Here is a 25,096-nt window from a genome sequence, read left to right as displayed (position 1 = left end):
CCCCCGACGGAATCGACCGCCGGGGTTCGCCCCACGGCGAACCCCGCTCAGCTGGAAGGGACGCTGGGCATGGAAACACTCGGCATCCTCGACGCGCTGCCGCCGCTGGGGATCCTGGGCGTCTGAAGGCTGCGCGTCAGCTCCTCGAACGCCGGTGCCCGGCCGCGGCCCCCGTTGGGGACACGGGCCGGGCACCGTGGCTCCGTGGGTCGGCGTGAGGAGGCGGTGGGGGAGAGGGCTGTGGCAGGGAAGCCGGTCCGCTCCGCGGCGGGGAAGGGGAGATGCCCGGCACCGGGGCGCTTGGAGTCGCGGACAGCCGCGCCGAGGCAGAGGCCAGCCACCACGGCACGGTCTTCTCCAGGACCGCTGTGGCTGCTCTTTCCTCATGGCCGGTTCTCCTGGGAACCGGCGTAGAGCGGCTTCGTCGACGATCGCGACGTACGCCGGTGGGCAGAGGTGTTCGAGGATCCTGGCGCTTCACCCGTCCGTCGACGTGGCGCTGGATGTGCTCTTCCGGGAACGTTGTTGGTGCCGGTGAACACCGCTCGTGACCGGAGCGTCTGGTTCTGCCTGGCCCTCGGCCCCGCCAGGAGCCAGTGGAACGGCTGACCGGCTCCGCGCACCACGACCGAGACCGACCACCGATCGCGCGTGAGCTGGGAAGACGGGGGTGGACGGTGATGCCCGACACCGTCCACCCCCTGAACCCCTACCTCATAGCCGTGATCAAGAAAGGACCAGGATTCTGATGACTCACCCTATCCCCGCACCCCGCGAGCCCGCAGACGTTCGGCGGATTCGGTGTACTCCAAGTGCCGGACCGCTCACCGAACCGGTCTGACCGGCCTGTGCGCCCCCTCCTGCCGGACCCGCCGCGCGGCCCGGCAGCGCCTGAGCGGCGGCCGACGTGCCGAGTCCGCGCGTGAGCACACACGGGCCGCCGCCCTCCAGGCTCGCCACCCCGGATGCATCGTGTACTTCGGGGAGGCGGCCCAGTCCTGCCTGGCGGTGACACGGAGCGGGCCCGTCGGGGGACGGCACATCGACGAGCCCCTCCTGGAGCCGTGGCGGGAGTACAGCGCCAGGCCGCTCGCCGCCGTCCCAGCAGAGCCGGACGGGGTGGCCGGGTCGCCACGGTTCGCGAGTGGGAGCCGTCTGCCCGCGGGGGCCTGAGTGTCGGTGCTCCCCCGGTGCCGGAGCGGTCAGTACGTGTGGGTGGCCTGCCACTGGGACCACGCGCCGCAGGGGGACCCGTAGGTCTGGTCGATGTAGTCGATACCCCAGTGGATCTGCGTTCGAGCGCTCCCGGCGAACCCGGCGGGCATCTCCCCGTGGTCGGCGGCGACGAAGCCCACGATGCCGACCGCTCCGGTGTCGGGATCGACGAGCGTGTGGTCCCAGTTGGAGGTGCTGGTCCACAGGTCGTCCAGACAGTTCCACTCCTGGTCCGACCAACCGTAGCCGTGGGCGATGGCCATGCCGATGCCCTGGTTGTCGGCGGTGTTGGAGTTCAGGGCATTCCACTCGTAGGCCTCAGGCTCCGGTGGGCGCTCGACCTCCGTCCAGGTCTCGCCGCCGCACTCGGGGCCTTCGACCAGGCAGACCATCTCCCGGACGGCGTTGTTGAAGATCTGGGCCACCTGGGACTGGTAGACGGCCAGGAGGATCATGCCGACGAGGATGGTGACAGCGGCGATCTCGGTGAACGCCGCGCCGCTGTCACTGTCGGACCGCTGCGCGGGACACAGCCGACCGAGGAGGCGGAGGAGGGGGGACCGGTGGTTTCGCACGCGCGGCGGCCTGGTGCGGTCGCCGGGCTTCCGCGACGGCCTGGTGGGGGTCGGCCGACGGGAGTCCCCGAGTCTCGGGCTGGGGGAGGTGGGCAAGGTGCCTCCAGTCGTCACGTGGGGGCCTCAGGAGATGGGAATGTCCTCGATCGGCTCAAAGCCGGTGATTTCGACCGTCACTGTTTCAATGTCCTCAGGGATGGAGTAGAGAGACCAGTATGTGGCTTGTTCGTTGAGGCGGACGTACGACTTGAAGTTGCTGGAAGTAGCTCCAGAGCATACGCAAGAGCCATCGCTGTCCCTAAGAGGGTGAAAGCGTCTGTAATTGTCATCCACGAGAGCAATTCCAGAGTAGTACGGGCCGGTGTATGTATAGTGGCGGCTTCTGATCCAGGTAATCAGATCCGCTCGGCCGCTCTCGTTTTCAATGCTCCATGTGAGAGACAGGAGCTTTCCAGATCCGTTTCTCTCTGCTGAATGTATGTGCGCACTCATTCCAGATGATATTTCAGAGTTTCCGTGAGCTTCTCCAAGGGAGGTGAGGCCGGGCTTGGTTGGTGTGTGCATTGAGGCCCCTGTGCTCGATGATGTACTGAAAAAGAGGGTGGATGCTAGAAGGAGGGCTCCTACTCTAGGCACTGATCTCTTCACTGGAACCTCCTCTATTTTTCGAATGTGATGGTCACTCGACGATTCCTCTCTCGTCCCTCTTCGGTTGAGTTATCTCCGATGGGGTTGGCTGCTCCATGGCCTTCGATATCGAAGGAAACATTTTCGCGGGTGGTTAGTTTAGATAGGGTTGACTCAACTGACTCGGCTCGCTCAAGTGATAGCGGACCATTTATTGAGTCGCTGCCAGTGTTGTCAGTGTATCCATCCACATTCACTAGCGTGGAACTTGCATCGCTGATCTCAACAGCGACCTGTTCGAGAATGCTCTCGGCTTCAGGCGTCAGCTCTGAGCTGCCTGTTGAAAAAAGTACATCTGAGGACAAGATGATGCTGACTTCATCTTCATTCTCAGTCCGTCCTGTATTGTCTTCTAGGTCATCAGAGATCAGGGTGAGATCTAGGATGACGGGTTCAGCAAGCTCTCCGTGCTCCAGTTCCTCGGATGAATCAGTGATAGGAATGTCAAACATTGGAGGCGTGAGCGGTGTAACGACAGTCATTTGTTCGATGTCGCTTGGTGGGGCGGGGAAAGCTACCCATATGGATTCAGTGGAGCCACTTGATATTTCGCTTTCCAGGGGTTGGCACAGGCAAGATCCGTCGCTCTCATCGTAACTGAGATAGCGTTTCTGATTCTCTGTGTCAATAAGTGTAACACCTCCGCTTGTATAGAACTCTCCGTTTTCTGCAAGTCCATCGTGCAGAAGGAAGTTCTCGGAAGAGCTATTTTTGATGTCAAGGCGAAGTCTGAGTATTTCGTTTTTGAGGCGCTCGAAGGAGATGACATTGATCTGAAGGTCGTCTCCGATTTCTGTAGATGACGTGTGACTTCTTGCTAAGGGTTCGTTTTGTATGGAACCACTTGATGTGGGGTGCTGGTCAGTTGGACTAGTTTCTTCCCCTGGGGGGTGTTCTGTCTGATTGGTGTCGTCAGGGGAGGCTACACAGCCGGATGTGATGAGCGTTATCGATATAATGGGGGCGCCTAGGGGTATTATTCTAAATATTCCCGGGCGAGGTTTTCCGTGGGTCGAATTCACTGGTCTTATTTGGATTCAGATTTATTCTGATCCTTACTCTTAACTTTCCTCGGACTCTGGGGCAGGTTCAGTTCCACTGAAGATGCTAATGACGACTCCCCCAAGTCTTCCGCTGATGATATTGTCGATTCCTGATGCGAGAATTGTTCCAGCGATCAGGGCCACCAGAAGCAGCAGTGCACCGTACTCGGTGATGCTGGCGCCCTGGTCGTTCTTCTTGTGGGCGGAGGTCGGGGAGAGGTAGGCGCGGGCCTTGGTCAGGATGCTCATGTCCGCAGGCTCCTTGTGGGGGAGGTCGGGTGAGTGCGCTTCGTCGTGGTCGCGTCGCGGGGGCGCGGGGCTGGGAGGACGGTCGGGGCACACGGGGGGCGTATACCCCCGTTGGGGTCCACTATCCAGTATCCGCGAGGGTTCTGGCTCTCCCCCTGGCCGAATGTGGCCACGCACCATCGCCGTCCGCTGGCCCGGCCGCATCCGTGTCCGCTTGGCCCGCGTTCCCCGTGTCGGGTGGGACGCGTGTCCACCTGGGTCGGGTAGTGGACACCCGAGGGGTTCGGTCACGGCTGCTTCCGCCCAGGGGGTCACGATGGGTGCTCGACGGGTCACCATGATCGCATGCACACCCCCATGCGCGCCATGGGCGGGTGTGGATAACCCCGTCCTCGCAGGGGATGTGGCTGGCGCCGGACGGGCTGGCCGGACACCGGACGAACAGAGTGCCAGACCGGACCGAACCAAGTCGGGTCCAGCGAAATCCCACCGTATGGTGTTGAATCACCATCTGGGCGACCGTTTCCCGGTAGCCGACCCCCGACCCCCCCATAGGAAAGGCAGCGCAGTGGACAACAGCACGGTCTATCTGGCCGTGGCCTTGGCCGCGGCACTCCTCGTCGGCGGCTTCCTCCTGGCCGCCGTGATCCGCAACAGCGCCGCCTACAGATCCGTGATGAGAGCGGTCCCCCCGGTGTTGTTCACGCTGGAGCCGGGGGACCTCAGCCCGGCGGAGCTGGGCTACCTGGCCGGGGGGCGCGAGCGGGCAGCCGAGGTGGCGGTGACGGGTGCCTTCCTCGGCGGACGCATCCGCGACCAGGACGGGAGGGGTTTCTTCGTCCTGAGCGACCCCCTGGCTCCGGGAGGGACGGAACGGGACGGCGTTCAGCGATTCGTCGTCGAGACCGTCCAGGCCAGTGCGGGCGCGCGGGGTAGTGAGTTGGTGCGCCGGACCGCGGCAGGCGACGCCATGGACGCGGTGCGGTCGTCGCTGGTGGGGCGCGGGCTCATCGCCCACGCCCCCGGACTCGACGAGCTACTGGCGCGGCGCTCCGCCCTCCAGGGGTGGACCGTGGCCGTCTACGTGATCGCGGCGGGGGCAGCGACCACCGGTATCGCCGCAGGCATCAGCGGGTTCGAGTGGGCTCCGGCTGTGGTCGTGGCCGGCCTGTTCCTGGGCCTTCTGGCCGTGGCGGCCTATCTCGTCCTTGCTTTCACTGGTGGGGCGCGTCCTACGGTCAACACCCGGGCGGGGGCGGACCTGCTGGTGCGGGCCACCGGATGGTACCCGGCGGCGGAGACCATGACGCACGGGCAGGCGCAGCGCCATGTGGCGGTCACCGGCCTGCGCGGGCTGTACACCCGGCGGGCGCCGGGGGCTGTGGCCCACCCGGTGTACACCCACGGCGACGGGGCGGCTGACGGGGGCGCACCGGTGTGCGGGCTGGAGGACCTGGCCGGGTTCGCACGGGCCTGTCAGGGCGGTGCGGAGCCGGCCGGGGCTGGTGTGGGTGCCGGTGCGGGGCCTGTGGGTGGCGGGGGCTTCGACAGCAGTACCTGGTTCGAGGGCGGGAACTCCGGCGGGGGGTTCGGCGGTGGTGGTTCCGGTGGCGGCGCTGACGGAGGGGGCGGCGGGGCGTGACCCTGGGCTGGGGCCGGGGTGTGCTGTCGTGTGGTCGAGGTTTGTCCCAGAGTGAAGGCCGACGCTGGTCTTCGCTCTGGGACAAACCTCGGCCGCGGGGGTGAAACGGGTGGGTGGAACCAAGGGGGGATCACCGGTGTGGCCGGAAGCGGCCACACCGGTGTCGTCTTTCAGGACTGGTGGCCGCCTTTTCGCGGGTCGGAGCACCCCGTGGTGCTGTCCTGCCACCCCTGCGAGGACGGCATGTGGCTCTGTGCGCTGCACTCATGCCCAATCCGTTGAACTGCAGCGTCGCTGGTGCCCGCTTCGGAAGGAGCTGCTCCGTGGACTTCAGGTAGGAGAGTCCATCTCACATGAGCTGAGCTTCCAGTGGCGCTATAAAGGTGAATGATGTTACTTGGCGCGGAGATGTGATTCCTGGTTCAGAATTTGCTGATGAATACCTCTGCTTGCATGAGGGTGATCGTGGTACTCGCGGGGATTGTGAAGAGGGTATGGAAGAGCGCGTTGAATGCGAACCCCGGCCGCGACTGATAGCGCTTGGTCCGCAGCGGTGTGTCACGCCCTCGCCGTCCCGGTGTACCGTGCCCGACCGAAACTCCGGTCCCAGGGGTGAGTAACGGTCTTCTCAGGGGAATCCACACTGCAGGAGGGGCTGCCCCCGGCCCCCGCGCTCCGGTCCGGTCTTCCCGCCACGGTGAGACTGCCCTCGGATCCCGCCCGCGCGACAGACCCTGATTCCTCTGATCCCCCACGGAAGAAGGCACATGGACGGTCCGTTCCCCCTCCTCGCCGCTCTCGTCCTGGCCCTGGTCATCACCGTTCCGCCCCTGGTCGCCGTGCTCCGCAGCGCCGAGGCGCTCAGACTCGCGCGGACGCGGGTCCCCGAGTCCGCCAGAGTATGCCCGCCCGAGGGCCTCACCCCGCTCCACCTCGGCTACCTGGCCGGGGGCGCCGTGCGCACCGCCGAGGTCGCGCTCATGGAGGCCCGCCTGCACGGCCGGGTCTGCGCGCCCACCCGCGACGGCTTCCTCACCCTCGTCGGGCCGGACGAGCCACAGGCGTCGGAGAAGGAGAAGATCCGCCGCGACATCGTCCGGGCGTTCCGCGGCCGGGCGGCGATCGGCGGGCGCGAGTTGATGCGCCACGCGGTCGCCAGCCGGGGCATCGACCGTGTGCGGGCCCAGCTCCACGCCCGACGGCTCATCGTGGACTCCCCGGAGCTGCGGGCCGCGCTCGCCGCACGGGCCCGCCTGCGGGGTGCGTCCCTCCGCCTGTTCGCCGTCGCTCTGGTGGCCGTCATCACCGGTTTCTGCCTGGACGTCTCGGCGGTGGCCTCGGGCGGCTGGGGTACGGCGCTCCTCACCGGCGGCGTCGTCACCGGGGCCGTCGTCGCCTTCACCCGCCTGGCGCTGGGCCTGTCCGGGGGGCTGCACCCGTCGGTGAACACCCCGGCCGGGGACGCCGTGCTGGCGGAGGGTGCCGAACGCTCACCGGCCTCGGAGACGATGGACACCGACCACGCGCTGCGCCACACGGCCCTGACCGGGTTCCGTGCGCTGAGGCTTGCGGCCTCCCCGTGGAGCCGTTCCCGGGAGGCCGCGGCCCAGGACAGGGCCGCGGCCCCCTCCGAAACCTGCACCCTCGCCGCCGTCCACCGGTTCGCGGAGGTCTGCCAGGGCCCGTTCGGACCCGGCCGGGGCGCGCCGTACGCGGGGGCCGACGGCTGGGGCCGGGGGTTCGCCGACGTCGGGGCCGGCATCGCGGCCGCCCCGACGGCGGCCGTGCGCTGAGTGCCCGTCAGTGCAGGTCGACACCGGGGCCCTTGAGGTCGAACATGTCGGCCAGGGCCTCGTAGGAGTGCAGGCGTGCCTTCTTGTCGTGGATCATCGAGGAGACCATCAGCTCGTCGGCACCGGTGTCGGCGAGGAACTGCTCGATCTTTGCCCTGACGGTCCCGGGCGCTCCCACGAAGGAGTAGCGGAGCGTGGTGTCCACGCGCTCCTTCTCCCCGGGGAGCCAGAAGGTGTCCATGCTGTCGATGGGCGGCGGGAGCAGGCCTTGCTGCCCGCCGCGCACGATCCCGGCGAAGCTCTGCTGCTGTGAGGTGAACAGGCGGCGGGCCTCGGCGTCGGTGTCGGCGACGACGACGTTGACGCCCGCCACCGCGTGCGGCCGGTCGAGCTGTTCGGAGGGCTGGAACCCCGAACGGTACTCGGCCAGGGCCTCGTACAGGGCTTGGGGAGCGAAGTGCGACGCGAAGGCGTAGGGCAGGCCCAGGTGCGCGGCGAGCTGGGCGCCGAACAGGCTGGAGCCGAGGATCCACAGCGGTACGCGCAGGCCCTCCCCGGGGACCGCGCGGACGGCCTGTCCGGGCTGGGCGGGCTCGAAGTAGGCCTGGAGCTCCTGGACATCGGCGGGGAAGGTTGAGGCCGAGGCGGGGTCGCGGCGCAGCGCGCGCATGGTGTGGGGGTCGGTTCCGGGTGCGCGGCCCAAACCCAGGTCGATGCGACCGGGGTAGAGGGAGGCGAGGGTGCCGAACTGCTCCGCGATGACCAGGGGGGCGTGGTTGGGGAGCATGACGCCGCCCGAGCCGACACGGATGGTCGAGGTGCCTTCGGCGATGAACCCGAGGGCGACGGAGGTGGCGGCGCTGGCCACGGCGCGCATGTTGTGGTGTTCGGAGAGCCAGAACCGGGTGTAGCCCCAGGCCTCCAGGTTCTGGGCGAGTTCCCTGGCCGAGCGGAGGGACTCTCCCGGGTCGGAGCCCTCCACGATGGTGGCGTGGTCGAGTACGGACAGCGCGACGTCGGACATGGTGGCTCTTCCCCCGGGTTCCCCGTCGAGCGGGCGGCCCGCTCCCCTGGGGCGCGCACACTCGTGAGTTCGATGGTGATCGAACTAAGAAGTTACCTGTGAGCCGCACGGCTGTCCACATCCGGTGCGGCCGTTGGCGGACGGTAGCCGTCCTCGACGGCGTAGGTCACGGCCGGTGTGTTGTCGGTGCGTACGCAGGGCCGGAATCGGCCGTGGCCAGGGCGGTTGGTGCGCGGATCGGAGCGGAGGCACCGGGGGGAGGGAAGGGGTGGCAAGCCTTTTCATTGGAAAGGTGACCGGGCGGGTTCGTCTGTATGAACAGTGTGGGAAATGGAGGACCCTGGGGCAGGGGGGTATTTTGCTGGATTTCATGTAGAGCGCTCCTTTTGGGAAGGTGGAAATGATCTGTCCTCTTCTTCGTTTTAGTTCGCTTTATTGGGGGGGCGGTGTGTCGGTATAAGGATGGAAACTGGGTACATTTCCTGCCCCTGCCTGGTGTTGCGGTCAAGGTGGGAGGGGGTGTGGTGGAGGATCTCTTTGTACTGTTCGTCATGGGTGTCTGTCCGTTTTTCTCACGCGATGGCCGATGCGGGGGTGAAGGCCAAGTGGCTTCCGCGTCTCGGGGTGTTTTCTTTCGGGAAATCCGCGCGTCTCCACTTGTTGTCCGGCACAATAGGGGGTGAGGAGCGGGGGCCGATTACGGGGGTGTCCCCGCTCCACCCTTCCTTTTGTTTCGGTGTCCTGTCCGGCGATAGTGGAGCCCGGTCTCTTCTGGGGCTGGCTCCGTGAAAAATCGGGCGTATCGGTGGCAGATGTGATCTCTGGTGATTTCCCTGATATGGGTGGCTATTGGCGCCTGTGTCCCTTTTCAGGAGACGTGGCACCCCTTCGCGGAGTCGGTCCGCATGGCCCCAGGACGGTGCCCGTGGGCCGACGCGACCCCCGCGGGAAGACCACCTCCCCATGCCCCGCATCCTCACCGCGCTTGCCGCGGTCCTGCTCTCCCCGTCCGCGCTGACCGCCTGTTCCGATGAACCGGAGGGGGCGACCGCAGAGCAGACCGAAGTCGAGCCCTCCGAGCAGGCCCAGGACGCCGTCGAGGCCCAGGACCGATGGCCCGAGGAGATCCCCGTCCCCGAGGGGTACGAACTCCGGGCGACCTCCGACCCCGCCGAGGGCGAGGTCTGCGCCGTGAACGTGTTCGGCGTCTCCTCTGAGGACAGGGACGCCGGGCTCGCCGGCTTCGAGGCCGACGGCTTCGCCGAGACGGCGGAGAACCAGGAGGAGGTCGGCGGCACCGACACCTTCGAGAGTGACGAGTGGGAGGTCGTCCTCGTCGTGATGCCCGCCGAGGAGAACGGGAACCCCACCGCCGGGGAGACCGACGCCTACGCCATCGGGTGCTCGATCGGGGCCCCGGCCTGACCCCGCCACCGCTTCCGTGACCGGTGGCGGGGTGCGGCCTCCTCAGAGGTGCCGCACCCCGCCCCGGCGCGTTTCTCAGGTGTTCGTCGCCCGTGCGCTCCGGGCCCGGCCGTTCTTCCCCCGGACAGGCGGCTCACCAGGGGGCGCTCTCCGGCCGTGGGCGGGGCACACCTGGCCTACGAGGAGACGGAGCTGTTCCTGGTGCTGTCGGTGCTCCCGTTCCCGCCCGCTGAGGGCGTCGAGCGAACGCTACAGGCCGCAGTCCTCGTCGGCACTGGGTGCGTAGTAGGTGAGCACCACAGGGTCACCGAGTCCGGCCGTCGTTCCGGCGGCCGGACTCTGTGACTCCACCTCGCAGGTGGCGGGGGCGATGAGCAGGTTGAGCAGCCCCGGTGCGCGGTGTTCGCCGGAGACCTCGCCGAACCCCTGACCGCGCAGGGCCTGGAGGGCCTGGAAGGTGGTCGTGCCGACCACGTCGGGGACGGTTCCGCCGGTCGGCTGGGGCGTCTGGCCCGGGTCGGCGGGGGACGGGGCCGGACCGGGGTCCGTTCCCCCTTCGGGGGAGGCCGCCGGGCCCGTGGGGGAGGGGGCGGTGCCGGGGGTCTCCTGTGCGCCGGAGGAGCCGCCGGGATCCGAGACCCGGTGCCCGGGCCGGTCGTCGGTGTCCGTCGCCGGCTCGGCCGCCGGCTCCGATCCGTCCTGGCCGGGCGCGGTGGCCCGGGAACCGGAGACGACGGGTCCCTGGGCGGACTCGCCTCCGTCGGCCTCAGACCACGGTGACCACAGCAGGAGGGAGGCCGACAGCAGGAGGACGGCGAGGCAGGACGCCAGCAGCGCGACGGGCAGCGCCAGGGGTCTTCGCGTGTTCGGCGGGTCGGTCCGGCCCGCGGCGGCCGTCCGGCAGGCTGCGGCCAGTTCCTCCGCCGACCCCCACCGCTCCCGCGGGTCCTTGGCCAGTGCTCGCATGACCACGGCCGCGACCTGTTTCGGTACGTCACTGGGCAAGGGGGGCGGCGGGGACGAGACGTGGTCCGAGAGCAGCCGGTAGTGGTCGTCGGCGGTGAAAGGCGGCTTCCCCGCCAGGGCGTGGTAGGCCACCACGCCCAGGGAGTAGACGTCGGCGAGCCCGGTGATCTCGTCGAGGGTGAGCTGTTCTGGCGAGGCGTAGACGGGGGTGCCCAGGACCGTTCCGGTGGAGGTCAGCGAGGCGGTGCCGCTGATCCGGGCGATGCCGAAATCGACGAGCTTGACCGTGCCGCCCCGCTCGATGAGGATGTTGGCCGGTTTGATGTCGCGGTGCACGATGCCTTCGGAGTGAACGGTCTCCAGGGCCGTGGCCACCGAGGCGGTGATCTCCATGACCCGGGCGGGGGGCAGCTTCCCGCGGCGTTCGATCAGGGCCGCCAGAGACTCACCCTCGACCAGTTCCATCACCAGGTAGGCGAGGCTGTCGGGGCCCACGGTGTCCTCGCCGCGGTCGTAGACGGCCGCGAACCCGTGCCCGTTCAGCCGGGCGGCGGCCTGGGCCTCGCGCTCGAACCGTTCCCTGGCCTGGCGGTTGTCCTGGAACGCGGTGTCCTTCAACAGCTTCACCGCGACCGTCCGGTCCAACCGGGTGTCGTGGCCCCGCCAGACCGCGCTCATGCCGCCGGTGGCGATGAGCTCGTCGAGCCGGTAGCGGCCCGCGATACGGGGGCTAGTTTTCACGGATACTCCTTGCGGGAGGGGCGGCAAGGGCCAAGGGGACGGCTGTGTCGGGCCCGGGGCAGGGGACCCGCAGCGTCGGTACCGTCTATGGCGGTATCCGACATGTCAGCATATTTAACTTACGTGAAGGTGTCCGGGACCCGGCAGGTCACGGTCTGTGGCCCTGGCCGCTCGCAGCGGTCGCCCCGCCGCGGTTCACCCGCCCAGGATCAGGCCCAGGTCGACCTCCGTGCCCAGGAACATCGACCCCACGATGAGCAGCAGCAGCCCCGGCAGCAGCGTCACCGCCGTCACCATCGTCACCCGGGGGTTCATCCGCTGGGCCTTGCGGCGCATGTACTGCGCGTCCGCGCGGCGCATGTCCTGGCTGATGTCCACCAGCGTGTCGCCCAGCGGAGCGCCCAGCTCCTCCGCCTGCTGGATGGCGGTCACGAACTTGCTCAGCGAGTCGTTGCGGTTGCGGCGCCGCAGCATGTCGAAGGCCTCCCGGCGGGAGGTCCCCAGTTCCATCTGCTGCAACGCCAGCTTGAACTCGTCGGCCAGCACACCCGGCATCGAATCGGCCGCCCGCGCCAGCGACGCCCGGAACGACAGCCCCGCGCTCACCGTCACCGCGAGCACGTCCAGGAAGTCCGGCAGTTGCGACTGCACCTTGTCCGAGCGCTCCTGGCCCTGCACGTACAGGTTGAAGTCGGTCAGCGCCGCGAACGCGAAGACCAGCACCGCGAGCACGGCGTTGCCCGAGAACAGCATCAGCAGGCCGCCCCCGCCGTAGATCACCGTCTCGCCGATCCTGCGCTGCACGTAGCGGGTGAGGGTCAGCCCGTCGGGCCGCCCCGCCGCCTCGATCCGCCGCATGATCGACGCACGCCGCTGTTCGGACATCGAGGCCACCATCGAACCCGCCAGTGGCCTCCCGACGAGCTCGGTGATCCGGTGCAGCACGAACGTGCGCTCCGGAGCGTCGCGCTGCGGTGCGGCCGGGCCACCCACCCGGACCCGGGTCCCGGACGTGGCCAGATGCGCGCCGTAGCAGGCCAGGAGTACCACCAGGGCGGCGGCCAGCCCCGCGGCCAGCGGCACCAGGGGGATCGAGTTCAGCACGTCGTCTCCTACAGGTCGATCCTGGTGATCCGGGCGACCAGCAGGAAGCCGGTCGTGAACAGCGCCGCCACCACCATGAGCACCGCGATGCCCTCGACCGAGGTGGTCATGGTCCGCATGATCCCGGGTTCGATGGCGTTGATCATGAACAGGGCACCCACCGACATGAAGCCCAGCGCCCACACGGTGCTCGTGGTCTCGCTGAGCACGGTCTGCACCTCGCGCCGCGTCTCCTTGCGGTTCTCCAGCGTGGTGGAGATGTTGCGCAGCGCCGTGACCAGCGAACCGCCCGAGCGGGACGCCACGACCAGTGTCGACAGCAGCACGCCCAGCTCCCGGGAGGGCATCCGCTCGCGCAGCTCCCGCACGGCCTCCTCGAAGCTCGCCCCGACCTTCATGGACTCGGCCATCCGGCCCAGCTCCTCACCGGCCGGCCCGTCCAGCTCCTCGGCCGCCATGGCCACCGCGGTCGGCATCGCCAGCCCCGCCGAGGTGGCGTTGCCCAGGACCCGCGCCAGGTCGGGCAGTTGCGCGGTGAACTCCTCGCGCCGCCTGGCCTCGGCCCGGTTCAGGTAGGAGAAGAACAGGAACGCCACCCCCGCCACCGCGAGCAGGCCGAAGAACGGCGCCAGCACCTGCCACACGACCACTACCGCCAGCAGGGAGAAACCCATGAGGGCCAGGACGAAGGTGGACACCCGCACCTGCGCGCCCGAGCGCGCGATGCGCCGGTGCAGCCGGGCACCCCACTCGGTGCGGTGGATCGCCGCCTCCAGCCGGGCCGAGGGCGTGGACGCGGCGTATTCGGCCTCCGCCAGAGCGCTGCGCGCCGCGATGAGCCGCCGCTGCTGGGAACTGGCCACGAACTCCCACAGCGCCCACAGCGCCAGGGCGAGCACGAGGGCCAGAGCACCCAGGATCGCGGCCATCTGCCAGGTCATCGTGCCTCCTCGGTCGCCACGCCGAACGCGGCGGGGACGGTCTCGCCCACTTGGTAGATCCGTCCCGCCACGTGCCGGGGCAGCGGCAGGTGGCGGAAGGTGCCCTCCATGGACCGGTGTGTTCCCATCGGCAGGGCGTCGAAGGACATCACCGGCTCCAGCCGGAACTCCTCGCGCCTGCGGGAGGAGACCACGGAGACGCCGTTGACGCGGCGCGAGCCGTCCGGCCACCGGCCCAGGTGCACGATGGCGTCGACGGCGTTGTTGATCTGGTCGCGGATCGCTTCGTAGGGGATGTGCTGCTCGCCCAGGGTCGCCAGGGTCTGCAACCGGTGGATCGCGTCCTCGGCGGAGTTGGCGTGCACGGTGACCAGCGAACCGTCGTGGCCGGTGTTCATGGCCTGGAGCATGTCGATGGTCTCCGCCCCGCGCACCTCGCCGACGATGATGCGGTCCGGACGCATCCGCAGAGCGTTGCGCACCAGGTCGCGGATGGCGATCCCGCCCCGGCCCTCGATGTTGGGCGGGCGCGACTCCAACCGCACCACGTGCTCCTGCATCAGTTGGAGTTCGGCGGAGTCCTCGATGGTGACGATACGCTCGCTGGTGGGCACGAACGCCGACAAGGCGTTGAGGAACGTCGTCTTGCCGCTGCCGGTCCCCCCGGAGACCACGATGTTGAACCGCGCCCGCACCATCGCGGCCAGCAGCAGGCCCGTAGGTGTGTCCAGGCTGCCCATGCGCACGAGCTCCTCGACGGGGTAGGGCCGGGGGAAGCGGCGGATGGTCAGCACCGGCCCGGACAGCGACAGCGGCGGGATGATGACGTTCACCCGCTCACCCGTGGGCAGGCGCGCGTCCACCATGGGTGAGGACTCGTCCACCCGGCGGTTGACCAGGGAGACGATCCGGTCGATGGTCTGGTACAACTGCTCCTCGCCGTTGAACGTGGCGTCCACGCGCTGCATGCGCCCGGCTCGCTCGACGAACACGTGGTCGGGGCCGTTCACCATGATCTCGGTGACGGTCTCGTCGGCCAGCAGCGGCTCCAGCACGCCCAGCCCCAAGGCCTCGTCGACCACGCGGCGGATCAGCACCGACCGCTCACGGTCCGACAGCACCGGCCCCTCGCGGGAGAGGATGTGCCCGACGACCTTCTCCAGCCGCACCCGGCGCTGCGCCAGGGTGAGCCGGGTGAGGTCCTCCAGGTTGATCTCCTCCAGCAGGCGGCGGCGCCAGTGTGTCACACCGCCGTGCTCGCCGCGCTCCGCGCCGGTGCCGTCCTCTTCCAGACGGTCCCTCAGACCCACGGTCGCCTCCTTCTCTCGCGTCCCCGCGCGGCGGGGTCCGCACCGACCTCACACATGGGGCATGTCCACGCGGCGCGTGATCGACAGGTCCAGCGGCACCGACGAGAACACGACCGGCAGGGAGTAGGTGATCTCCACGTAGTAGCCGCCGCTGTCGTTGTCGCCGCTGTCGATCCACGCGTGGTCCTGCATCCACGAGGGCAGGGAGTCGCGTGCGGTATCCAGCGCCCCGAGCCTCGACTGCTCCCCGGCCACACGCGCCCCGGCCCGCGCGGCCGACTCCATGCGCTCGGCCGCCACGAAGGTCATGAACACCTCAATCGACATGACGCAGATCAGAAGCAGGAACGGGAACATGGCCGCGAACTCCATGAGGGGGCCGCCCCGGTCGGAGTCGCGTCGGTTTCGCCGCGCACGCGCGGTCCTCTCACTCACGTGGGCGCCCCCCTCGGCCGCACCTCGGTCACGACCACGGCCTCGGCGGTGATGTCCCAGGGGCCGTCCGTCCCGGGCAGGAACACCGGCATGGCCAGGGTGACCTGCGCGTAACGCGCGCCGCCGCGGTCCGTGATCTCCACCGTGAGCACGTTCTCGCCGTCCCACGGCGCGCGGACGCGCTTGCGGGCCTCGGCGTCGATGCGCTCCATGTCGTCGGGGGTCACGGCGGCTTGGCGTGCGGCCTCGGCAGCACCGTGCGAGGCGTACATGGCGGTGAGCCCGATCAGGAGGACCTGCCACACCAGGGCCAGGGCCAGCCCCAGGAAGGGCAGCGTCGCCGCGAACTCCACGATCGCCCCGCCGCGGTCGCCCCGTCCGCGCCCGGTCGCCCGCTCAGCCACCGAACCCTCCGCTTCCGGCCGTGTGGCCGCCCCGGGCGAGGCCAGCCGCCCCGCCGCCCGGGAAGGCGTCCAGGAACCCGGACATGTCGTGGGTGGCGGGCGAGGCCGTCGGGCCGGAGGGCGCGGAGCCGCCCTTGCCGCCGCTTCCGGCGGGCGGCTCCAGCAGACCCAGTTCGGCCGCCAGCCGCCCGAAGGCCTTGCGCAGCGCCTCATCGGTGACCTTGGTGGGGTCGCCGTTGTTCTCCCCCGGCTCCAGAGCGCGGTAGTCGGCCGGGACGGGGGTACGCAGTACCTTGGTCCCCAGGAGTTGCCGCACGAAGTCCGGCTGCACCTCGTTCTTGCGACTGTGCCTGGTGACCAGGGCGAACACCGAGTCGCGCGAGCGGATCTGCAACCTTTCCCACATGGCCATGAGCCGCCCGGCACCGCGCATGGCCGGAACGTCGGGAGTGACGGCGACCACCGAGGCGTCGGCGGTCTCCACGGCCATGGCGGTGGCCTCGCTCATGGCCGAGCCGCAGTCGGCAATGACCAGTTCGTACCGTGAGCGCAGGGCCGACAGGACCCGGCGGACGGCGCGGGCGTCCACGTCCTCACCTCGTTCCCCGTGTTCGGGGGCGAGCAGCACGTGCGGGCCGCGCGGGTCCACGTAGAGGGTGTCCGCCAGCATGCTGGGGCTGATGTCGTCCCCGGAGTCCACGAGATCGGTGATGGAGCGCCGGTGGCGCACGTTGAGGAAGGCGGGCACGTCGCCGGTCTGCAGGTCGAGGTCGACCAGGCAGACCACGCGTCCCGCCGCGGCCGCCGTCATCGCCAGGTGGACCGCGCAGGTGGTGGTGCCCACACCGCCCTTGGCGCCGTTGACCGTGACCAGACGGCCGCGCACTCCGGAGGAGGCCGGCAGGTCCAGGGAGGCCGACTCCAGGTGACGGCGCAGGGTACGCGACCACTCGGCCGCCTTGGACACCCGCGTCTCCAGTTCGGCGGCTCCGGCGTCTTCGGGGAGCACCCCGCGCGCGCCCGCCTCCATGGCCCCCGTGAAGGTGTCGGGGTCCATGGTCGTCGACACCAGCAGGATCGCCAGATGGGGGTGGCGGTGCGACAGGTCCCGGATCGCGTCGAACACCGGGGCCGGGCCGAGGTCCTGGTGGACGAGGACCACGTCCAGGTCGCGGAACTCCCCGGCCGTGTCCATCAGCGTGGAGGTGGTGGGGCGGATGGCCACCAGGTCGGCCGTGTCCAGTTCCTCGAAGCGCGCGGCGAGCACCATCTCCGACGCGGAGTTGGGCATCCCCGCCAGTACGCGGAAGTTCACGGTCTATCCCCTCTCCGGCGCGCGCCGCTGGTCGGGGACCAGGGGGTCGCCGCCCGCGTCTCCCGTGCCGTCCCCGGCACCGATGATTTCGTCGAAGTCGCCGCTGCAGAAGTCACCGGAGCCGAGGGAGCCGCCGCCCTCGGGGCCGACCAGGGCAAGGCGCAGCGTGGAGGAGAAGTCCTCGGCGTAGGTGAGCCGGAGCGAGTCCTCGGGTTCGAGCCGGAACGTGACGGGGACGACCCCGGACACGCCGCCGGTCGGGCTCTCCTGGGGCCGCAGCTCACCGATGTCGAGGACCTCGACCTCGGTGATGACGCGCACCGCGCACGCCTCGCCGTGGTCGCGGGCCTGGAAGGTGCCGTAGATGTCCACGATGGAGCCGCGGGTGACCTTGCCGGCCACACCGGTCTCGGCGTTGACCATGATGGCGATCTCGCGTTCGCCCTCGGTGAGGGTGGGCTGGGGCAGCACCATGCCCTGCTGGAGGTAGACGCCCTCCCTGAGGTGGGCGGCGGCGACCAGTTGTTGGTCGGCGGGGGTCTCCACCTCGGAGAGGTCGGTGATGAAGATCTCCGGGTCGAAGTACAGGCGGGGCACCTGGACGGCCTCGACGGACTCCTCCCCGATGGGTTGGTAGGCGTCCACGTCCGCCGCCAGGCGCAGGACGGTGGCGGTGTCGCCGAGCCGCTCCTGCTGGGAGCTGAGGTAGGTGAACACGGAGGCGAACACGGCGACGGCACCGATCGCCGCCACGGTCATGAGCAGGACGCCTCGTCGCTGGCGGGGGTTCATCATGGACGGCTCTTTCGTTTCCTTGTCATCGGGCGGCGCGCGAGGCGGACAGAGCGCTAGTGGGAGTAGGACCGGTGGGGGTCGGACTGGGGAGGCGGTCCCGGGACCGGCGGGGTCTGGGGCGGGGGAGCCGGGGCGGAGGCGTCGGTGGCCGGCGGGGGGTCCTGCGCGGTGCGGGGGGCGGCGCGGCCGTCGGGGGCCGGCGCGGGCTGCCCGCCGATCGGCGGCACCGGGGTCCGTGAGGCGGTGGCGGAGCAGAAGGGGCAGCGCGGGGCGGCCGTGGGCTCACCGCACCAGGAGCAGGCCGAGGCGCGGATGGAGCCGGCCGCGTAGGCCAGCGCTTGGGGGTGGGCGCTCAGCGCCACGAACTCCACGTACCTGGCGCTGCCCCAGTACTCGGGTCCCAGCGGCTGGGCGGGCAGGCTGCGGGTGGCCACGGGGCGGACGGCGGGCGGTAGGTGGTCGTCGAAGGTCCGGGTGATCCCCGGGTCCGGTGTGGAGCACAGCAGTTGGACCGGCTGCACGGGCTGGAAGGGCAGCGACCCCACCGGGTCGGAGGGGCGCAGGCGTTCCACGCGGGCGATGGGGGCGCAGTAGGCGAGGAAGGAGACCGACGGCGCGTAGGAGCCCATGTGCTGGCGCAGGGAGGTGGGGATGGTGGACAGGTTGGAGACCGAGCGCAGCCATGCGCCGGCCAGGATGTGCCGGGGCAGTTCCTCGCAGAGCGCGGCGACCATCCCCGGGGGGAGGTAGGGGGCGAGGTAGGCGAGCTGGTCGGCGATCAGTGACAGGGCCAGTGGGGAGAGGTTCAGGGCCATCCCGGCGACATGGTCGGTGCCCGCGGCGCCGCGTACGAAGTTGATCGCGCGTTCGGGGCGTTCGGCGCGCCAGGCGGGGTAGAGGGCGACGACCTTGCGTCCGGCGGCGAGCTCCTGCTGGGCGAAGGAGACGAACTCCGCGCTGCGTTCGCCGATACCGTCGCCGTGCATCGTGAACCGCCGTGCCCGGACCTCACCCACGTGGCCCGTGCTGGGGACGTCCGCCAACAGGGCGACGGTCGTCGCCGAGCGTGGAAGGGCATTGGACACTGGGCAAGCTCCATCGGTTCTGAGCGCTGGGGGCTGACGGGATGTCCGGTCCGGTCCGGCATTGCCGTTCGGAGAAGCCGCTCGGACGCATCGTAACGAATGTGTGGCTCAGCGGGGGAGTCCTCGTATTCGCCCCTTTCGGCTGTGGGAATCGGGCGGTGCCCGAGGCGGTCGGCGGTGTGGTGGGAGGGCCGTGGCCGGTATTTCGGGTTCCGGTGCTGGCAGTGGGGATCGGAGAGTGGATGGGAGGTTGTGTACCCGCCGAAATGTCGTATGGGTCATGGCCGGATGTGGCCACGCCGTGGACAAAGCGGGGCGTGATCGCTAGTGGTCGGGAAAAGGGGTCGTGTGGGAGGGCGTGCGCCCTGTTCTCCGGCGCTGTGACGATCCAAGGATCCCGCAGGTGTGCGGTGGTCTCAACACCTCCTCCGGAATCTGTGGACGGAGGAGTGCGGGGTGAGGACGGACACGGCGCCGTTTCGAGACCCCGGACCGTGGTTGGCCTGCCGGGACCGGGGAACGAATCAGGCGCCGATCACGTCACATCGTGAGAAGCGGTGTGTCCCCCCGAGGAGGAGAACGATGCGCAAGGAGAATCGGGCCGCGGCGGGCGCCGCCGCCTGGCAGGTCGTCCAGAACACCCGCGGCGACATCTCCGTGTGGCAGCGGGTGAAGGCCGTTCCGAGAATGATCGGTGCCCGGGCCAAGGGGCACTACAAGGAGCTCACCCCCGCCAAGTTCGCCGGGATGATCCTCTTGGTGGTCTACATCCTCTCCCCGGTCGACTTCATCCCCGAACTCCTGGTGCCGCTGCTGGGTATCACCGACGACGTCGGTGCCGCCGTGTGGCTCACCACCATGCTCCTGGGCGAGAGTGAGCGCTTCGTCACCTGGGAGCGCGACGGCCGGGCCCAGGAGGCGTTCGACCGGGACAACGCCGGGGCCGGGACCGGACCGAAGAAGTCCGACCGGAAGGCCGCCTCGGAGAACTGAGCGCGCGAGCCGCCGGGCGCCGCTCCTCGTCGGCGGCCGGCCCCGGGCAGGTGACCAGGGGACGCAAAGGCAGCCAGGGCCGATCCCCCGAGAAGGCCGCGCCGACATACCGGTATCAGGAATCCGCGCACCCGATGCGTGCTTCGACGCCATCAGTGCGGCCATCGGTCGATACATGTGTTCTCCGCCCCGCCGCACGGTAGGGCGGTGTTCCGCGTGTGTTTTTCCACAGGTCGATTTGATCGCCCCGGCCGTTGGTGCCACCGTAGAACGTGTTCGAACAGCGGCGCCCCTCCTCATCCGGCCTTTTTGCTCCGTTTTCGTCCGGGGCGGCCGGAACACCGAAAGGAGAAGTCCCCACGTGCCTCCCCCTCCTGGCCCCGACGGTTGATCGGCCCCTGTGACCCGCCGGCCCCCCGCACGGAGGCGGCTCCCCCCGGACAGCCGCCCCCCGGGCTCCCGGCCCCCTGGCCCGGACCGGGACGGGCCCCTGTGCGGGAGGGCCCCCGAAACCGGGTGGCGCGTTCCGCGCTTTTCCCCGCGAAGAGGGCCGTTACCGCCTCCCGAAGCCGGGCACTCCGGCAGACTGGTGCGCAAGCGGCCCCGCCGGACGCCGGGGCCGCCCGTTCCCGCCCCCACCACGCACCGCGAGAGGAGACGTGCCCGCCGTGTCCCCCGTCCTCCGTCCGCGAGCCCTGGCCCTCGGCGCGCTCCTGCTCATCGCCCCCTGCGGTGCCTACCTCCTCCCCCCGGTATGGCTTCTGCTGTGGGGTCCCGCCCTTCTCTTGGCCGCCGCCCTGCTCCCCCGGACACGCCGCCCGGTGCCCCCTAGCGGCGCGCAGCAGGCCGGACCCCCCGACGGCACCGACGCAGTCGGCCGGGACGGCCCCGGAAGCGACCCAGCCGAAGACGCGGTCCCGGGCACGCGCGTGCGCACCGTCGCGCTGCGCAGCGCCGCCGCCGACCACCGCTTGGAGTTCTCCGCCGTGGTCCACTGGCGCTGGGACGGATACGTGGACCTGCGCCTGCGCAACCCGGCGGCCCCCGCCGTGCACGCCGTGGTGACCGCTGCCGCCGACCTCGCCCGCGAGGTCTCGCCCTGCGACGCCGGTCCGGCCGAGTGCGAACTCGGCGCGCTGCTCGCCGCCGAGCGGCCGGTGCCCGGCACGGGGATCGTCACGTGGGCCGAGGACGTACGGCTGCGCCTCCCGGACGCGGACGCCGAGCGCCTCCGCAGACTCGCGGGTCTGCGCAAGGACCGGGAGTTGTGGGAGGCGATCCGCGCCGCCGAGGACGGTCTGGACCCGCACCCCTTCCCGCCGACCGCGCCTCCGGAGGAGACCGGCGATCTGGCGGAACTGGAGGAGCTCACCCCCTTCGACGCCGGGCCGCCGTCGGAGCGCGGCCCCGGCAGCGACGTCGACGAGGAGGGGTACGAGAGCTACTGGTGGCCGGCCGAGGGCGCCGCGGCCGGGGCCGCCGCCGAACAGGACGTGCAGGTGGCGATCGTCCGCGGCCTCATCGACTCCACGGAGGAGGAGCGGCGGGCGGACTTCGCCCGCGAGCAGGTGGACCTGCTCGCGGGCGCCGGGTTCACCGAAGTGGCGCACCGGCTGCGCGTCCTCTTCCCGGAGACCGTGCGGACAGCGGAGCCCGACGGTGGCGGCACACAGTCGGGAACCGACGGCTGAGCGCGGCCCGCCCCGCTCAGCCGAGCGCCGCGCTGACGCGCTCGCCCAGGTCCTCCGAGAGCATTCGCGCGTAGGTGGCGGTGATGTGGTGGGAGTCGCGGTAGACGACCACGTTGCCGATCACCGCCGGGCACGTGCCCTCCCCGCAGAGCCGGTCGCTCATGTCGATGAGCGCCGCGTTCTCACCGATCATGCCGACCGCCTGCTCCTGGGGGTCGCCGAGCTCCAGCGCCTCCACCTCGGGGCGGTCGCACCGTGCGAGGTCGTCACCGTTGGCAGACAGGCACTCCAGGACGTCACCGGTGGTGCGGGGCGTGTCCCGGATCATGACGACCTCGGTCCCGGCGGCGGCGACCTCACGCCACAACCGCGCCATCCCCTCGGCCACCGCCGTCTTCGCCTCCGCGTCGGAGGCCTCCGCCTCAGCGGGGTCGGTTCTGATCGACGAGCTGGTGAACACCAGGTCGGGCTCAGCCTGGAGCAGTTCGTCGACCACGGCGCGGTTGTAGTCCTGGCATGCCTGGTAGGGGCTGCCGTCGTAGAGCTGCAGCGTGTCCGTGAAAGCGCAGGAGGACTTGGTACGGATGAGAAGCTGCCAACCGTGTTCCCGCGCGAGTTCCTCCAGCGCGGGGAACCACTGGGTGCTGTGGGAGTCGCCCACGACGGCCACGGTCGTCTCGGCGTCCTCGGGGCCGTACACGCACCCGTCGAAGGGTTCGGTGGCCGCATGGGGGGCCTGGCAACCGTCGTCGTAGACCACGGGGACGTCCTCCGCGGCCTCCAAGGGTGTCGGGTACAGCAGGTCCCCGGAGGACGGGGTGGAGGTTCCCAGCGCCGCCGGGCCCGTGTGCACGCCGGAGTCGAACTCCGCGCTGCGGGCGCGCTCCACCTGCACCAGACCCGCGGCCGCCACGGCGCTCACCACCGCCAGCCCGGCCACGGCCACAGTGAGGGCCCTGCGCCCGTCGGGGACCAGGCCGCGGGCGCGTACCGGATCCTCCACCCACACCTTCGACCCCCACGCCAGCAGCAGGGACAGTGCTGCGGCGAAGACGAGACCGAGCACGCCCAGGGTGTCCCGTTGCAGCACCGCGAGGGTGAGGATGATGACCGGCCAGTGCCACAGGTAGAGCGAGTAGGAGACGTCGCCGATGAAGCGGGCCGGACGCGTGCTCAGTAGCGCCGAGGCGGACAGGTGGCCGGGGGAGTCCTCCGCGGCGATCACCGCCACCGTGCCCAGCACGGGCAGGAGGGCGGCCCAGCCGGGGAAGACGGTCCCGGAGTCGTAGAGCGCGGCCGAGCTGACGATCGCCGCCAGGCCGGCCCAGCCCAGGAACGGCCGCAGCGCAGCGGGCAGTCGGCCGTGGGCCAGGGCGATGGCCAGCAGGCCGCCGGCGGCGAGCTCCCAGGCCCGTGTAGTGGGAAGGAAGTAGGCCGTCGCGCCTCCCACCTGGAAGACGGAGGCGGCCAGGGACAGGGCGAAGACCCCGCCCAGCAAGGCGACCAGGACCGCCGTTCCGCTGCGCCAGAGCCGCCGGGCCGGCAGCCAGAGGGCGAACAGCAGCGGCCAGACGACGTAGAACTGTTCCTCCACCGACAGCGACCAGAAGTGCTGCACGGGGCTGGGCGGGGTCTCCGCGGCGAGGTAGTCCACGGCCTGGTCGGCGAGGTAGAGGTTCTCGACGTAGGCCGCGGAGGCGATGAGCTGCCAGGCGGTGTCAGCGACACGGGTGATCGGCAGCAGCAGGAGCGAGGCGGTGCCGGTCACCACGAGCACGACGATCGAGGCGGGCAGGAGCCGCCGGACTCGGCGCACGTAGAAGCGGACCAGCGAGACCCGGCCGTTCCCGGTCGCCTCGCGGTACAGCAGAGACGTGATCAGGAAACCGGAGATGACGAAGAAGACGTCGACGCCGACATAGCCGCCGGGCAGGAGCCGCTCGTCCAGGTGGTACACCAGGACGAGCAGGACCGCCAGGGCGCGCAGCCCCTGGACCTCGGGGCGGAAGCGCCGACCGTCCCCAGCCGGCGGCGCGGGAGGGCATCCCTCCCCGGTCTCGGGGGCCGACAACGGGGTCGAACGCCGGGTGAGGTTCGGGCGCATTCGGTCATCCTGTCTGTGCACGCTGTGTTGGCGGGGGTTCGCGGCGCTCCGGCCGGAGAAGGCCGGGGCACACCGTCGGCGCGGCGTTTACCTCCGGTCGGACTCCGGGCTGTGCGTGGGGGCGCCGCCCGGTGCCCGGCCCTTCTCGGGGCTCCGCCTGGGACCGGTCCGCGGGCTTTCCGGGACGAGCTTAAGCCCGATCACCGCGGCGACGATCCCGGCGATGAAGACGACCTTGACGGGTGAGGCGCTCTCTGCTCCGGTGGCCATCGCGCAGGCGACAGTGAGGGCTGCACCGACACCGACCCACACAGCGTAGGCGGTGCCGATCGTTATGTGTTTGGCGGACCAGCCGAGGCCGAGCATGCTGATGGTCAGGGTGACGAGGAACACGGCCGTGGGCCCGGGGCGGGAGAAACCGTCCGACATGCCCAGCGCGGTGGCCCAGGCGGCCTCGAACACGGCGCTGGCGAGCAGGACGAACCACGGCACGTCAGCTCACCGCCTTCAGGCCGATGACCGATCCGACCAGCAGGAGCAGCAGCAGGAGCCGGGCGGCGGTCATCCGCTCCTGACCGCTGAAGACCCCCCAGAACACCGTCAGGGTGGCGCCGACACCGACCCAGACCGCGTAGGCGGTGCCGGTGGGCAGGGAGGTCATGGCCCAGGAGAGGCCACCCATGCTCAGGCCGAGAGAGACGAAGAACAGCAGGGTGGGGCGCCGGTGCCTGAACCCCTGGGAGGCGGACAGCGCCGCGGCCCAGACGGCCTCCAGCATGCCCGAGACGATGAGCACGATCCACGCCATGACGGTGACCCCTTCGTGGCAGTCTTGTCGTGGTGCGGGTACTGCTCCCTCGTCCGCGAACCCGATCGCCGGGCTCCGGTGACCGACACTACCCGGCCCGGAACGGCCACGGCACGTCAGAGCCGTCACAGTGCCTCGGCTTCCCGGGTGACGACGCCGTTCGGCAGGTGTTCGCCCGTCTGTTCCGATCATCTTCGCGGTACCGGAGAAACGACTAGGGCGGGCATTGCCGGGTATTTCCCCATACCAGGTGTTTCCTCCCGAAGGAGGCCCATATTCCAGTTCGCTCCTCCGGAACTGGCCGAGTCGCCCCCGGGGCCGGATTCGGAGGACGGAACCCGAGGGCCGGACACGCCTCTTCGCCGGTACGGCCGGTCTCCGCAGGCTCCGCCCCGCTGACCGGGCGCGTCTTCCTCGGTGGCCCGGTCTCGGTTCCACCCACCCTGGAATACGTCTCCGCCGATCCCGAATCGCGGATGTTCGTGGCACAAGAGGCCGAACACAGCGCCTACCACCTGGCACCCCTGTCGGTCTCCTTCAGGAACGGCCCCGGGCTGCCCCGGCCGCACACGCGAAAGGCCCTGATCTAAGCGCTTTTGCTCTGGTGTGTCTCGTGCCGGGTGTGATGGAGGCTCTCAAACCTGGGAAGGATGAGAGACATGCCAGCACCGAGGAAATACCCCGATGAGCTGCGCGAACGCGCCACCCGGATGACCGTGGACGCCCGTCGGGACCCGGCCAGCCGCAGCGG

The 25,096-nt window shown here is 69.8% G+C and carries 24 protein-coding genes and 1 riboswitch; of the genes, 6 read left to right on the top strand and 18 right to left on the bottom strand.

The features are described from left to right. Positions 1-47: 47 nt before the first annotated feature. The gene (locus B042_RS27010) at positions 48-341 is read right to left on the bottom strand and encodes a DUF397 domain-containing protein (protein ID WP_369797670.1); all 294 of its coding nucleotides are present in this window, start codon (positions 339-341) and stop codon (positions 48-50) included. A gap of 460 nt (positions 342-801) precedes the next feature. Between B042_RS27010 and B042_RS25565 the strand changes: the two genes are divergently transcribed. Then, complete coding sequence (locus tag B042_RS25565; RefSeq protein ID WP_155988899.1) at positions 802-1,173, top strand: hypothetical protein; 372 nt, start codon at positions 802-804, stop codon at positions 1,171-1,173. A gap of 29 nt (positions 1,174-1,202) precedes the next feature. Here B042_RS25565 and B042_RS0105730 read toward each other — a convergent pair whose 3' ends face one another. The 4 genes from B042_RS0105730 to B042_RS25555 all read right to left on the bottom strand — a co-directional run bounded on the left by B042_RS0105730 (position 1,203) and on the right by B042_RS25555 (position 3,769). Then, positions 1,203-1,790 (bottom strand): hypothetical protein, encoded by a 588-nt coding sequence (locus B042_RS0105730; protein ID WP_231493840.1) that lies wholly within the window; start codon positions 1,788-1,790, stop codon positions 1,203-1,205. A gap of 123 nt (positions 1,791-1,913) precedes the next feature. Then, positions 1,914-2,438 carry a hypothetical protein gene (locus B042_RS25560; RefSeq protein ID WP_155988897.1) on the bottom strand — a complete coding sequence of 175 codons (525 nt, stop codon included), beginning with the start codon at positions 2,436-2,438 and terminating at the stop codon, positions 1,914-1,916. An 11-nt stretch (positions 2,439-2,449) separates the two neighbouring features. After that, a complete protein-coding gene (locus B042_RS26000) occupies positions 2,450-3,499 on the bottom strand; it encodes an OmpA family protein (RefSeq protein ID WP_231493839.1) in 1,050 nt (349 codons plus the stop codon). Between the two features lie 39 nt (positions 3,500-3,538). Continuing rightward, the gene (locus B042_RS25555; RefSeq protein ID WP_036554054.1) at positions 3,539-3,769 is read right to left on the bottom strand and encodes a hypothetical protein; all 231 of its coding nucleotides are present in this window, start codon (positions 3,767-3,769) and stop codon (positions 3,539-3,541) included. A gap of 568 nt (positions 3,770-4,337) precedes the next feature. Between B042_RS25555 and B042_RS24260 the strand changes: the two genes are divergently transcribed. After that, complete coding sequence (locus tag B042_RS24260; protein ID WP_028647463.1) at positions 4,338-5,411, top strand: TIGR04222 domain-containing membrane protein; 1,074 nt, start codon at positions 4,338-4,340, stop codon at positions 5,409-5,411. A 767-nt stretch (positions 5,412-6,178) separates the two neighbouring features. Beyond that, the gene (locus B042_RS0105715) at positions 6,179-7,204 is read left to right on the top strand and encodes a hypothetical protein (protein ID WP_028647462.1); all 1,026 of its coding nucleotides are present in this window, start codon (positions 6,179-6,181) and stop codon (positions 7,202-7,204) included. A gap of 7 nt (positions 7,205-7,211) precedes the next feature. Here the strand turns inward: B042_RS0105715 and B042_RS0105710 are convergent, their stop codons facing one another. Further along, positions 7,212-8,228 (bottom strand): LLM class flavin-dependent oxidoreductase, encoded by a 1,017-nt coding sequence (locus tag B042_RS0105710; RefSeq protein WP_028647461.1) that lies wholly within the window; start codon positions 8,226-8,228, stop codon positions 7,212-7,214. 963 nt (positions 8,229-9,191) lie between these two features. Between B042_RS0105710 and B042_RS0105705 the strand changes: the two genes are divergently transcribed. Next, entirely contained in the window at positions 9,192-9,653 is a 462-nt protein-coding gene (locus B042_RS0105705) for a hypothetical protein (RefSeq protein WP_028647460.1), read from the top strand. A 249-nt stretch (positions 9,654-9,902) separates the two neighbouring features. Here the strand turns inward: B042_RS0105705 and B042_RS22065 are convergent, their stop codons facing one another. The 9 genes from B042_RS22065 to B042_RS22055 all read right to left on the bottom strand — a co-directional run bounded on the left by B042_RS22065 (position 9,903) and on the right by B042_RS22055 (position 18,749). After that, positions 9,903-11,360 (bottom strand): serine/threonine-protein kinase, encoded by a 1,458-nt coding sequence (locus B042_RS22065; protein ID WP_051415496.1) that lies wholly within the window; start codon positions 11,358-11,360, stop codon positions 9,903-9,905. A gap of 195 nt (positions 11,361-11,555) precedes the next feature. Next, entirely contained in the window at positions 11,556-12,461 is a 906-nt protein-coding gene (locus tag B042_RS0105695; RefSeq protein WP_028647459.1) for a type II secretion system F family protein, read from the bottom strand. Positions 12,462-12,472: 11 nt separating this feature from the next. Next, positions 12,473-13,405: a type II secretion system F family protein gene (locus B042_RS0105690; protein ID WP_028647458.1), complete on the bottom strand. Its 933-nt coding sequence runs from the start codon at positions 13,403-13,405 to the stop codon at positions 12,473-12,475. Continuing rightward, positions 13,402-14,715 carry a CpaF family protein gene (locus B042_RS0105685; protein WP_028647457.1) on the bottom strand — a complete coding sequence of 438 codons (1,314 nt, stop codon included), beginning with the start codon at positions 14,713-14,715 and terminating at the stop codon, positions 13,402-13,404. Before B042_RS0105685 ends, B042_RS0105690 begins: the two co-directional genes overlap by 4 nt. A gap of 48 nt (positions 14,716-14,763) precedes the next feature. After that, a complete protein-coding gene (locus B042_RS0105680) occupies positions 14,764-15,150 on the bottom strand; it encodes a TadE/TadG family type IV pilus assembly protein (protein WP_028647456.1) in 387 nt (128 codons plus the stop codon). Continuing rightward, entirely contained in the window at positions 15,147-15,503 is a 357-nt protein-coding gene (locus tag B042_RS0105675) for a hypothetical protein (RefSeq protein WP_028647455.1), read from the bottom strand. The genes B042_RS0105680 and B042_RS0105675 overlap by 4 nt, the downstream gene beginning before the upstream one ends. Positions 15,504-15,546: 43 nt before the next feature. After that, positions 15,547-16,869, bottom strand: coding sequence for an AAA family ATPase (locus B042_RS22060; protein ID WP_036554050.1), 1,323 nt, complete (start codon positions 16,867-16,869; stop codon positions 15,547-15,549). A 3-nt stretch (positions 16,870-16,872) separates the two neighbouring features. Continuing rightward, positions 16,873-17,661, bottom strand: coding sequence for a Flp pilus assembly protein CpaB (gene cpaB / locus B042_RS0105665; protein ID WP_028647454.1), 789 nt, complete (start codon positions 17,659-17,661; stop codon positions 16,873-16,875). Positions 17,662-17,717: 56 nt separating this feature from the next. Further along, positions 17,718-18,749, bottom strand: coding sequence for a hypothetical protein (locus tag B042_RS22055; protein WP_036554047.1), 1,032 nt, complete (start codon positions 18,747-18,749; stop codon positions 17,718-17,720). 582 nt (positions 18,750-19,331) lie between these two features. Between B042_RS22055 and B042_RS22050 the strand changes: the two genes are divergently transcribed. Beyond that, a complete protein-coding gene (locus tag B042_RS22050; protein WP_051415495.1) occupies positions 19,332-19,742 on the top strand; it encodes a YkvA family protein in 411 nt (136 codons plus the stop codon). Positions 19,743-20,410: 668 nt separating this feature from the next. Next, a complete protein-coding gene (locus B042_RS0105650; protein ID WP_051415503.1) occupies positions 20,411-21,433 on the top strand; it encodes a hypothetical protein in 1,023 nt (340 codons plus the stop codon). Between the two features lie 16 nt (positions 21,434-21,449). On the opposite strand, the gene B042_RS0105645 is transcribed toward B042_RS0105650, so the two are convergent. From B042_RS0105645 to B042_RS0105635, 3 genes are all read right to left on the bottom strand, one after another. Continuing rightward, positions 21,450-23,537, bottom strand: a complete 2,088-nt coding sequence (locus B042_RS0105645) for an acyltransferase family protein (RefSeq protein ID WP_081748614.1) — start codon at positions 23,535-23,537, stop codon at positions 21,450-21,452. Between the two features lie 87 nt (positions 23,538-23,624). Then, on the bottom strand, positions 23,625-24,029 hold the full coding sequence (locus B042_RS0105640) for a multidrug efflux SMR transporter (protein WP_028647451.1): 405 nt from the start codon (positions 24,027-24,029) through the stop codon (positions 23,625-23,627). A 1-nt stretch (position 24,030) separates the two neighbouring features. After that, positions 24,031-24,345, bottom strand: coding sequence for a multidrug efflux SMR transporter (locus B042_RS0105635; protein ID WP_028647450.1), 315 nt, complete (start codon positions 24,343-24,345; stop codon positions 24,031-24,033). A gap of 12 nt (positions 24,346-24,357) precedes the next feature. Beyond that, a riboswitch (guanidine-III (ykkC-III) riboswitch) is annotated at positions 24,358-24,424 on the bottom strand. Between the last annotated feature and the right edge of the window lie 672 nt (positions 24,425-25,096).

The sequence above is a fragment of the Nocardiopsis sp. CNT312 genome, assembly GCF_000515115.1.
Lineage (GTDB): Bacteria > Actinomycetota > Actinomycetes > Streptosporangiales > Streptosporangiaceae > Nocardiopsis.
This window is presented reverse-complemented; position numbering and strand designations above follow the sequence as displayed.

Bases quoted from the DNA above. Each gene is read 5' to 3' on its own strand.
- B042_RS25555 (WP_036554054.1), bottom strand. From the start codon at position 3,769: ATGAGCATCCTGACCAAGGCCCGCGCCTACCTCTCCCCGACCTCCGCC.
- B042_RS0105715 (WP_028647462.1), top strand. From the start codon at position 6,179: ATGGACGGTCCGTTCCCCCTCCTCGCCGCTCTCGTCCTGGCCCTGGTC.
- B042_RS0105710 (WP_028647461.1), bottom strand. From the start codon at position 8,228: ATGTCCGACGTCGCGCTGTCCGTACTCGACCACGCCACCATCGTGGAG.
- B042_RS0105705 (WP_028647460.1), top strand. From the start codon at position 9,192: ATGCCCCGCATCCTCACCGCGCTTGCCGCGGTCCTGCTCTCCCCGTCC.
- B042_RS0105690 (WP_028647458.1), bottom strand. From the start codon at position 13,405: ATGACCTGGCAGATGGCCGCGATCCTGGGTGCTCTGGCCCTCGTGCTC.
- cpaB (WP_028647454.1), bottom strand. From the start codon at position 17,661: ATGAACCCCCGCCAGCGACGAGGCGTCCTGCTCATGACCGTGGCGGCG.
- B042_RS22050 (WP_051415495.1), top strand. From the start codon at position 19,332: ATGCGCAAGGAGAATCGGGCCGCGGCGGGCGCCGCCGCCTGGCAGGTC.
- B042_RS0105645 (WP_081748614.1), bottom strand. From the start codon at position 23,537: ATGCGCCCGAACCTCACCCGGCGTTCGACCCCGTTGTCGGCCCCCGAG.
- B042_RS0105635 (WP_028647450.1), bottom strand. From the start codon at position 24,345: ATGGCGTGGATCGTGCTCATCGTCTCGGGCATGCTGGAGGCCGTCTGG.